Source organism: Butyricicoccus sp. AM27-36 (assembly GCF_003480945.1).
GTDB lineage: Bacteria > Bacillota > Clostridia > Oscillospirales > Butyricicoccaceae > Agathobaculum > Agathobaculum butyriciproducens.
The window spans coordinates 1-10,316 of the sequence record NZ_QUJR01000020.1 but is presented as its reverse complement, the minus strand read 5'-3'; the positions used below and the strand labels follow the sequence as shown (position 1 = coordinate 10,316).

The 10,316-nt window shown below is 52.1% G+C and carries 11 protein-coding genes; 2 read left to right on the top strand and 9 right to left on the bottom strand.

Annotated elements, in window-relative coordinates:
* The coding region (locus DW724_RS14980; RefSeq protein WP_147358686.1) for a CPBP family intramembrane glutamic endopeptidase at positions 1 to 734 on the top strand (734 nt) is incomplete at its 5' end.
* A gap of 690 nt (positions 735 to 1,424) precedes the next feature.
* Here DW724_RS14980 and DW724_RS14975 read toward each other — a convergent pair.
* The 9 genes from DW724_RS14975 to DW724_RS14935 form a co-directional block, all read right to left on the bottom strand.
* Positions 1,425 to 2,027, bottom strand: a complete 603-nt coding sequence (locus DW724_RS14975; RefSeq protein ID WP_118480780.1) for a hypothetical protein — start codon at positions 2,025 to 2,027, stop codon at positions 1,425 to 1,427.
* Positions 2,028 to 2,195: 168 nt separating this feature from the next.
* Positions 2,196 to 2,597, bottom strand: a complete 402-nt coding sequence (locus DW724_RS14970; protein WP_243105782.1) for a hypothetical protein — start codon at positions 2,595 to 2,597, stop codon at positions 2,196 to 2,198.
* Between the two features lie 40 nt (positions 2,598 to 2,637).
* Positions 2,638 to 3,402, bottom strand: a complete 765-nt coding sequence (locus DW724_RS14965; RefSeq protein ID WP_118762017.1) for a TMEM164 family acyltransferase — start codon at positions 3,400 to 3,402, stop codon at positions 2,638 to 2,640.
* Positions 3,399 to 3,923 (bottom strand): YcxB family protein, encoded by a 525-nt coding sequence (locus DW724_RS14960; RefSeq protein ID WP_158580385.1) that lies wholly within the window; start codon positions 3,921 to 3,923, stop codon positions 3,399 to 3,401. Before DW724_RS14960 ends, DW724_RS14965 begins: the two co-directional genes overlap by 4 nt.
* An 86-nt stretch (positions 3,924 to 4,009) precedes the next feature.
* Positions 4,010 to 4,576, bottom strand: coding sequence for a hypothetical protein (locus tag DW724_RS14955; protein ID WP_118762015.1), 567 nt, complete (start codon positions 4,574 to 4,576; stop codon positions 4,010 to 4,012).
* Positions 4,577 to 4,708: 132 nt separating this feature from the next.
* Positions 4,709 to 5,929, bottom strand: coding sequence for a sensor histidine kinase (locus DW724_RS14950; RefSeq protein ID WP_118668146.1), 1,221 nt, complete (start codon positions 5,927 to 5,929; stop codon positions 4,709 to 4,711).
* Complete coding sequence (locus tag DW724_RS14945) at positions 5,926 to 6,627, bottom strand: response regulator transcription factor (RefSeq protein WP_118361954.1); 702 nt, start codon at positions 6,625 to 6,627, stop codon at positions 5,926 to 5,928. Before DW724_RS14945 ends, DW724_RS14950 begins: the two co-directional genes overlap by 4 nt.
* Positions 6,628 to 6,717: 90 nt before the next feature.
* On the bottom strand, positions 6,718 to 7,455 hold the full coding sequence (locus DW724_RS14940; RefSeq protein ID WP_118762014.1) for a hypothetical protein: 738 nt from the start codon (positions 7,453 to 7,455) through the stop codon (positions 6,718 to 6,720).
* A 277-nt stretch (positions 7,456 to 7,732) separates the two neighbouring features.
* Positions 7,733 to 7,909, bottom strand: a complete 177-nt coding sequence (locus DW724_RS14935) for a hypothetical protein (protein WP_442861296.1) — start codon at positions 7,907 to 7,909, stop codon at positions 7,733 to 7,735.
* A gap of 1,081 nt (positions 7,910 to 8,990) precedes the next feature.
* Between DW724_RS14935 and DW724_RS14930 the strand changes: the two genes are divergently transcribed.
* The gene (locus DW724_RS14930) at positions 8,991 to 10,181 is read left to right on the top strand and encodes a hypothetical protein (RefSeq protein WP_118762013.1); all 1,191 of its coding nucleotides are present in this window, start codon (positions 8,991 to 8,993) and stop codon (positions 10,179 to 10,181) included.
* Positions 10,182 to 10,316: the final 135 nt, after the last annotated feature.

Below are 10,316 nucleotides of genomic sequence, written 5' to 3'. Positions count from 1 at the left end.
GGCTGTCCAACCTGTTGTATTTCCTTGTGGAAAGACTTGTTTTGGATGTTTTTCATATCTCCCCGCAGCAATTTATGAAACACTCATATTGGGGCGAGATTTTGATCTACGCTGTTCTTATCCTCGTATTCTTTACGCTCTATAAACTGCTTTGGAGGAAAGATATAAGCGAACCACGCACAGCGACAAATTTTAAAGATGTGCTCGGCAGTCTGGTCGTGGGATTTGGCATTTGCGGAATCTCCGGTCTTTGGATCATGCTGGCAGAACAGCTTCCCTCGCTTCAAAAAAGCGTTGAGGCAATGAACGCCGGTGCTGAAAATATTGCCGGTGGAAATGCATTTGGAACATTTATGATTGCGGTGATTGCTGCACCTGTTGTAGAAGAAATTCTATTCCGCGGCATTGTGCTTCGCTCCATGCGGAAATTCATCCCCGTTTGGGCCGCGATTCTAATATCATCTGTACTCTTCGGCGTTTATCACCTGAATATCGTGCAGGCTGCCTATGCCACCTTCATGGGTATTGCCGCAGGAATCCTTTACGAGAAGAAAAAGAACCTGCTGTTGCCCATTCTCGTGCATTTCGCAAACAACCTCATTACTATGCTGCAGGGCTTTGCGCCATCCGAAGTGAATGAACTGATCAGCATTTTTATTCTGATTATGATTGCTCCGGCAGGGTATGTCATCTGCCGTTCACTCAGACAGGGCAAAAGAGCAGATAGCATGTAAGGTTTTTATACAATGTATAAAGCATACAGCGGCACAGAGCAACTCTCTGTGCCGCTGTCAGGCTGTCGCGAAACTACAGTTTCGCCGACAAGCAGGAACGGACCGTAGGCCGTTCCAAAGTCGTCCAAAAGTTCCCATACGGAAACTTTTTCCCTCTTAAGGTATAAAAACCGGCGCTATCCTTGCGCGGCTTCTCGGCCGCGCTGCGCGGATACACGCTCCCGGTTTTTATGAATTTGCAAAGCAAATTCTATTTAATGCGCGCTGCCGCGCGATATGATAAAATTGGTTCAATACCGACTTTTTTGACAAACTAACAGCGGCACAGAGAGTTGCTCTGTGCCGCTGTTTTTTTATCTTCGTAATAGAATCAGCATGAAAACAGGAACCGGGGCACAGTAAGCAACGCCAAAGCCACGGCAGCCCATCTTATCTGTCCAGGTATTTCCACAGGAATCTGGTCCAGTTCCATGGTCGCCGGCCAAGGAAGCGGGTACACACGGTTGAAACGACCGTCCCCAAGCCTACAAAGATATTCAATGACCACAGGGCTTGTGTATGAGGAACACACCCCCTGTGGTCAACATATCCAGGACGAATATCCATTATGACGGCAAAAAGCAGAAGCCACGTCGGCGGATCAAAACCACACCTTTGCAGATACTCGACCACGCGCTCCCTTATCTGCTGTTACGGCAGTCGCCTATGCACTGTGCGGTTCGTTGCATCTTCACATATGCCCTCGGAACAGGTGTTGCTCACATATTCGCGAAGTTTTCCGCAGTAGAGCAGTGTGTGCGGCACTCTAAGGAACTGCATCGGCTGTATGATAGAGGAACGTAGCTGTTCCATGCCGTCAACCCGACTTTTTGTGAGAAGCTCTCCGACAAACTCTGAGCAATAATAGCAGTCCTCCTGCTTCCAGACAACATGGAAGTATGCCAGACATAAGCCAATATAGTTGTAACTGTACTTCCTCCTCCGCTTCCACATCACATCGAGCATTTCTTTGAGCTCTGCGTGTTGTTCTTCTGTGACACTCACACTCAGAACCAACACCTTGGTTTCGGAAAAACGCTTGAAGGTACCGGTACGGGGAGACTCTATCACGAAGCCGCCCCAAAACGGATTATAGGGATGCCTGCGGCCAAAAGAGTACATCCTCTCTAAATCTCTGGACAGGCTGATGGAGGCGTGGTTATATTCTGCGCCGGTGATTTGTTTAAGGATCCGGGACAGAAGTGTTCCGGTCTGGCTGATTACGATATACAGCTGTTTATTTTGATTGCTCATATGCGTATCCTCACAAGATTATCCACAGTACCATGCTATTGGCATAAGAGGTGCTGCAGGTCTCGAAGAAGTCCGTTTCGACTATGTTAGCGTTGGTGTGCTGGATGACCCACTTCATGCTCTCCGGTTCGATCTCGAAGCCCAAATACAGTAGTGGACAGCAGAGGCTCATCCAGCAGCTCTTTGCGTATACAACTGCAATTGTTCGACCTTGATTGTATTTTCCCCGCCGCCGCTTCGGAAGCTCTCCATTTCCGAGCTTCTGATACTCACAATAACCTTATCATTGACCTGCAATTCCTCAAAAGAAATCCTTGTAACCTTCTGCGTGGCAAAGTCGCAATAGACCATAGGAGTAGACGAACAGTCTATCAGACATTCTTCACCTAAAGTGTTTTCATCGGCATCGTCTTTTACCGGTATGGTTTGCTTTCCTGTATCAACTTCCGTGATCACTGCATTGACGGTCAGAAGAGTGTCATCCTTCAATGAACCGCACCCGGACAGGAAGATAAAGAGAGTCAATAAGCACAGAGCGATTTCGATTCCTCTTACATTTCTATCCAGCAATGTCTTATCCTCCTGTTTTTTGCTGCGGAACTTATCCAATCTATGAAAAAGGCACTTCTTCCGCCCTTTGCGTCAGGCGGGACAACGCACAGACTGCGTACATATAGCCTGCAAAAATCAGCAGTGCCGGCAGCCCGTAAAGCAGCGGCGCCGGGATGATACGCCAAAACAGCTTGAGCACACCGATCTCCGCGCCGTAGGTGAAGAAGTAGTTCGCCTCTGGGCAGAGCGTGAGGCGTAAAAGGAGATTGATAAGGTGCGCGCCTACGGCAAGCAAACCAAAGGTCTTGAGGATCCGCGGGATATTCTTGGGGTCGGGGCGGTAAAAGCCCAGCGTCGCCAGACTCAGGCCGCAGACAACAAGGATTGCGTGGGTCACATAGTAGCCGAAAATTCGCGGCATTAACAGCGAAAAGCCGGAGAACAGAGGCTCCGGGAAGAGCAGCGCCATCAGTGCGCCAAGGGGCGCTACAAAGAAGGAAAAGCCCATGATCGAGCGGTTTCTCTTCCACACGCTCAGCGGGATCAGAAACAGATTGATGTTGCACAGGTGCAGCGGCAGCTCATTGAAAATGCTGAAGCCATTGGGATAGTACGCACGGATATACGCTGCGTCCATGGACAGCGAGAGCTTGTAGCCGGCAAACAGCACGAGATTAAAAAAGCAAACGCCGATCAGATACCGGGAGCGCCGTGCTTCCGGTTTTCCGCGCAGCAGCAAGAATATGAGCAGCACCGCCGTTGCCGTAAGCAAAAGCAGAAGCAAATGCGGCCCGCGAAAGGGCGTAATAGAAAATTCGTTCATTTCACACGCCGGAACGTCTTTCCGGTCTTCTCTTCAAGAAATCGTTTGAATTCCTCCACCGTCCCGCCGGTAAGAGTACGCTTGTCCAGAGGCTGCGCATAGCGTTTCTTCATCAGAAGGATGATGTAGTCCTGCGACTCAGCCAGTGCGTCGATCAGCTCATAGTGGAACGTGGAGGTGGTGGCCGCCGTAACGACGGTATAGGAATCCTCACCGAATGCGACATGATATTCCTTTGTGCCCGCCAGCGCGTTTTTGCGGGCGATCATGCCATTGAATCGGTCCTGAAACAGCAGAACGGACAGCAGCATCACCTCTGTCAGCAGGGAAGTCACCGTCCTGACATCAAGCGCAAAAGGCTCTCCATCGAATGGGATCAGCAGCAATGCGTTGAATACAAAGACGCTCCAGCCGAAGATGGTCCAAACAATGCTTCTCTTTCGCCGCAGCACCCTGCGCATCGCGCGGGCGGCTATGGTCATAGATCGATTTGTGATGTCACTGTGAATTTCAAATGTCATACATCTTCTCCGTTGTAAGTAATTCTGCAACCGCAGGGCGTTGGGGGCCTTGCAGCTGCCGCCGGACATCGCGGCGGGACGCTCGTTCATCGCATCAGCCGCATCTCATTCTCAAACTGCTCCATCGCCTCCTGCCGGCTGGGAACTTGTGCAAGCGTGCAGGAAAACGGCTGGCCGAACAGGGGCTGGGACAGAGTCTCCGCCCAATGCGTCAGCACCTCCGGAGTGAGGGGGCGCTCCTCCCGGAGAAAGATCACCCCGTAATAGGGCGGTACAGACGGGGAAAGCAACTGTGTCAGCGGGACGCCGCTCCGGACGGAGGCGTTGCAGAAATGCATCTCCGGTGAAAAAAGCGGATAGTACAGCGCCCCGACGAACCAGTCCTGTTCACCGCTTCTGAGCCGCCTTGCCTGCTCCAGAAAGTGCGGATGATCCGGATTATCCGGCTCCACAAACTCACCGTCCAGAATGGTCTGGTGAAGGGCAGGGAGGTTATGGAAATCAAAGTGGAAAAAGGGCGCCTTTCCTGCCTCGTCCTCGGAAAGAGAAAACTCCGCCGCATGGAAAGGTTCCCAGTCCTTACAGCAGCGGTAATAGCCCCACCAGTAGTTCCAGTCATAAATATGCAGATATTTTTTTGCTTTGCAGTCCATAGATGTACTCCATTCTGACAATGTGGGCACAAGAGGAAATCACGGGAAACTCTCCGCCCGGCACCAGCAAAGATTCTTTCCAGGCCCGTCCTTTTTACAAGAGGGACGCTCAAAGGCGGCGCGGTGATCTTCTTATCTGCTCACCGGAATGGAGATCTCGAAAACGGCACCGGTGTCCCCGTTGCGGGCGCGGATGGTTCCCTTGTGCAGGTGGATGATCTCCCGGGTCAGCGCAAGGCCGATGCCGGATTTTCCGCTCCGCCCCATATAGAAGCGGTCGAAGATGTGCGGCAGGTCCGCTTCTGCGATGCCGTCCCCGTCGTCCTGTATGCGTATCGTCACCTGCCGCCTGTCTGCGCGGCAGGTCAGGCGCAGCTCGCTGCGGGCATATCGCAATCCGTTGGTCAGGATATTCGTGACCGCCCTGCGCATCTGCGTGTCATCGCATTTGACCATGATGGGTTCTTCAGAGAAGTCCGGCGCGATGGTAATGCCGCTGGCAGCGGCTGCCGATTCCACGGCGCGTATGCTGTCGTAGAGCAGCTCCCGAATATCCATCTCGGAAAGGGCAAGCTGCTGCCGCCCCATATCGATTTTCGAGATGTCCAGGAGCTCCTCCACCAGCTCCGTCATGCGGTCGCTCTCCTCCAGGATCACCTCCGCCGCGCTGCCTGTGTCCATCACGCCCGCCTGTATGCCCTCCGCATAGCCCTGTATCGCCATCAGCGGCGTTTTCAGCTCGTGGGAGGCATTCTGGAAGAAGGTCTGCTGCCGCTCCGCCTCCTTCTCAATATCCCTGCCAAACCGGAACCCCAGCAGGCACATGACGGAGGAGATCGCCAGCAGCACCGCAAAGAACGCCCAGTTCAGCGTCACGATATAGCGGGTGATGGGCCCGATGTCTATGTACATGATATAGGCGTACGGCTTTTCCCAATCGTCCTGCTCCTCCTGCACGGACATGAATATCAGGTGATGCTTGTCCGTTTTGAAGGTATAGCATTGGTTGAGCGATAGATCCCGCCCCTTACAGTATTCCAGCAATTTTTTCTCCAGACGATATGCGTCCCTGTTCCAACCGCTTGATTGATTGGCATTATCCAGCTCTAAAAATACGATGCTTGGCGTAAGGAAGTGCTCCTCCGTGTCATTCCATTCATCGTCAAAAAAGGATCCATCGTCGGTATAGGGGATAGTGCGGTTCTGGTACTGTGCCTCGCTGATGAGCGCCTTTTTTGCCTCACGCACAAAGTGTGCAGGTATGATGAGGTTCACCGCCAGCATGAACAGTGCAAAGAGCAGCAGAGCCGAGCAAAGGATCAGATACACGATCCGCAGTTTGATGTTTTTCACGTGCGCTCCGCTCCCTTCAGCTTATAACCAAAGCCCCATATGGTGCTCACGCTGACGGTGCTGCCCGATTGCGTCAGCTTTTTTCGGATACGGCGCAGGGTTTCGTCGGTCACACGGGTCTCCACCTCCGAATCAAAGCCCCACACCGCGCTGAGCAGCTCCTCGCGGGAATAGGCCTTTTCCGGCTGCTTCATCATATAGCTGAGCAGCCGCAGCTCGGTCTGGGTCAGTGCCACGATCGTGCTTCCGCAAAAGACAGCATTTTCCGTAGCGGAATAGCGGAGATCCCCATAGCGCAATTCATCTACTGCCGCCGCTGTTTTCCCCCTGTCCATCTCCACCCGGCGCAGCAGGGCTCTCACCTTCATGAGCAGTATGGTGGGGCGGAAGGGCTTGGTGAGGTAATCATCGCTGCCCTGGCTGATGCCCATGACATAGTCCAGCTCGCTGTCCTTGGCCGTAAGCAGGATAATGGGGATATCGGAAACCGAGCGTAGCTCCCGGCACACGGTAAGTCCGTCCGTGCCGGGCATCATAATGTCCAGTATTACAAGCTCCGCAGGCTCCTGACGAAACGCCTCCAGCAGCGCATCGCCGCTTTCAAAGGAGCGCACGGTATATCCGTCGCTTGCGAGGAAGCTATGGAGCAGCTCCCGGATGCTCTTTTCATCGTCCGCCAAATAGATGGAATGTCCCATGCGTCCTCCTTGAAAGCAGCGCCAAATGCTGCGCGTAGGCGCAGCATCGGCATGATGTTGATTTTATACTATCAGAATATCGTCTTTCTGTCAAAAGGGGCAGATGCCGCTTTCGCAACCGGTGTTGCCCCAGATGGAATCGTACAGCTTGCACAGCTGGTTATCAAGCTCTACCAGACGGTTGGAGTCGGCGATCAGCGCATCCTTTTCCGCGTCGGTCAGGAAGCTCAGGCTGCGGATGAAGGAGGCCTCATCGTAGTTGTCGAAGTCGTAGTCGTCCGGCAGATTGAAGTACGCTTCATCTACCTTGTCCCACAGGTCGGCGTGCTTTTCGCAGACGCGGTCATACTCCTGCTCCAGGGTGTCGATCTCATCCAGTACCTTGGGGTCGGCTTTTTCCAGTGCCTTCTCGTAGAGCGGCATATTGTCGCAGTCGGGCAGCTTCTCATACAGCGCCTCCATTTGGGCGTCCAGCTCGTTCAGCTCCTTGATGTCTGCCAGAAGCGTTTTCTTCTCCGCTTCGGTCAGGGCATTGGTGCTGCGGATAAACGCCGCCTCGTCAAAGTCTGTGAAGTCATAGTCGTCAGGCAGGGCGTTGTAGATTTCGTCCAGCTTTTCCCACAGTGCTGCGTTTCTCTGGAAGATGGCGTCGCTCTTCTCTTCCACCGCCTCAATCTGCTTCCAGATGGCGTCCTCGTTCTCGGTGGCAATTTTAGTAACAGGCTCCATTGGTACGGATGTGGCGGCAAAGGCGGAAGTTGCCGTGCCGACAGTCGATACCACCAACGCCAGTGCCAGTGCAAATCTCCAAATCATTTTCTTTTTCATGGTATGTTACGCTCCTTTTTTGAAGTATTTGTGGTTGTGTATCAACCTTGTCTGTATCATACCAGAAGCTGCATTGAAATTCTCCCGCGAAAGTGCGGGGAAAGTGTCACAAATTCGTCACAGCGCCTGTGTTATACAATGAACACCCACCCGGTAGCCGACCGAACAGCACCCCATTTGTTAGACAGTATGATATACTATCTAACAAATGGGGTGCAGTTCACGGCAGCGGAAGATTTCGTTTCTGTTTTGGCGACTGCTGTCGATCAGAGGCGCTTTAAAGCTCCTCCAGCTTTGCCAGACGGGAAAGCGCCTCGTCAAGCGTATCTTTCTCGCGGGCAAAGTGCAGACGGATCAGATTGCCGACCGGCTCCCGGAAGAAACTCGAGCCGGGTAATTCAATGTATACGGTATATAGAATACACTTTGAATCGTCAAGTATAAAATATGCCAAAATAGAAATGCACCGCGACCTAACGTTATAGCGTTATAACGTCATAGCTTTTTAACGTTATAACTTTACACAACAAAAAAGTCCTAAGATGTCCGGAGCATTTTATTCCGGGTGCCTTAGGACTTTTCATTTCAAAATACCCTGTGTATCGCCCCATCCAAGCGGCTGATCGAGGAAATGCCGGTCGGCTGCGGGCAGCCGCAGATGATAAAGAGAACGTTCACACGGCATGGATCAAGCGCCGCGCGTATATCCCATTTTTATTCTGAGAAGTGCAACATCCGGCTTTCCTTGCTGCAATCCGACATCTATGTTATACTGTACAGGCTACCACCCCTATACAGGTAGAAAAAGGGGGGTGTACTTAGTGAGCGTTATCTCATCGTTTTTAATCTCCGTTCTGGCAAGTGTAGCAGCATACTACATTTGTAAATGGCTGGACGGCAAGATGTAACTGGTAGCCAGCCTCAGGCCTAAGCCACCTGCTCCAAAACGGAATAGAAAAGCCCCGGAGTCGTGACCTCCGGGGCTTTTCGTGTGCTCAGTGAGCAATCTCATCATTCGTTTACTGATATTATACCGCATATCAGCCGGCATTGCAAGTATATCCGGAAAACCCGGATTCATTCTAAAAAAAATCAACTCTTCCGAGTATTTTTCAACTTCACCTGATTAAGATTGACATTCCTTATTTTCCATGGTATTCTTAATTACAGGAAAAACAAAAGAGCCGACGCCGGCAAGCATCAGCTCTTTTATAAACGGTATCCGCCACTTGGTGCTTCCAACACCAGCGGGCGGTAAGATCTCAACCAACCTGAGACCAGTAACGCGCCAAATGGCGCATACCGCTTACTGTATAATCATTATACATTCAACAAGCGGTTATGTCAATAAGACGCGCGTTTTTCGACAAAAATCAATTTTTCTGCTTAACACGGCACATTTTACTTGTGCAACATTACGAATTTTCGATTTTTGATACGAATTTAGACATGGTTTTTCAATCGTCTGGTGTGAGAGCATCAGACGATTTTTTGTTTCTTCTGCAAAAATCGACCATCGGAAAGGAGGGAAAGCAATGTCCGCAGCCGGCTACACCACAATCTACAACGAAGTTCTGCGCGACAGAACGCTTTCTCTCGAGGCCAAGGGCCTGTTTGCCGTCATCAAGTCTTTTGTCGGCCTGCCGGATTTCGCGCTCAGCAAGCGCCGTCTCGGCTATGCCTGCTCGGACAGCGGCTACCTGCTGAACGCGGCGTGGAAGGAGCTCAAGCAAAAGGGATACCTGCAGCACTATTTCTCCCAGGCGGAAAATGGTGCGTTCTGTCATGTCTACAACCTGATGCAGCACCCGTCCGAGCCGGTGGACTTCGTCTATTCCCCGTCCATCGACCGCCCGAACGGTGATGTTGCCTGCATTTCCGGTGCGCAGCGCGACTACACCAACATTTCCACCTCGGTCCTGCGCGACAAGACCATTTCTCTTGCCAGCAAGGGACTGTTCGCCCTCGTCAGCCATCTGATGAAGATTCCCGACTTCGTTCTCCGTCCCGAGGGAATCCGCGCGTTCTGCATGGAAAAAGTAAAACATTTCTCGACGCTCTGGAAGCGCTTCAAGATTTCCGGTCTGCTCAAGCAGCACCGCTTCCCTTCCGGTCAGGAGAATCACTGGACCTACGAATATAAGCTCTGCGAGACGCCCGATCTGGAAACGCCATATCTGACCAATTACCACATCGACGGCTCTGTCTCCACCGTAGCCACGATCGACGGCTTCCTTGCGAAGATCAAAACGCAGGTTTCCCGCATCCGTAAAAACGTATGCGTTAACAAAAAGGACAAGCCACGTGCCGTTCGCCGCAGGCTGCGCAGGCAGATCGAGCAGCAGATCAACGCCGACGTGCTCCGCCGTCAGTTTGGCAGCGAGCTGACCGGAACGGTCGTAACGGCAGTTTGCAACATCAAGTACGCAGACAAGCTGTTCATCAAGGGCGCTGCGGTCACGCAGGAGCATCGCGAGCAGATCTCCCGCCGTATTTCTCAGGAAAGCATGGAACACTTCCTGAACAGCGTCACGATCGACTTCGGCCGCATCGAAAACCCGGTTGCATACTTACAGACTTCCCTGTATACCTACCATCAGAAGCTGCTGCAGCCTTCGCAGTCCGAGCCAGTCAGCACCGGCACACCCGAGCAGCCGCTGGCCGACTGGGAACTGGAGTGGCTCGAGCGCGTAAAAGCAAAACGCCATTCGCAGGAAACCGAATAACCTTTTAAGCCATGATTGACCTCATGGCTTATGGTCGTGCCCGGAAAATCATATTTCCATCCCCAAACACCGATGACGGCAGAAAGACCGTCATTTTTCTTTGTCTGCCATACCATTACCCTGATTTTACAGGGT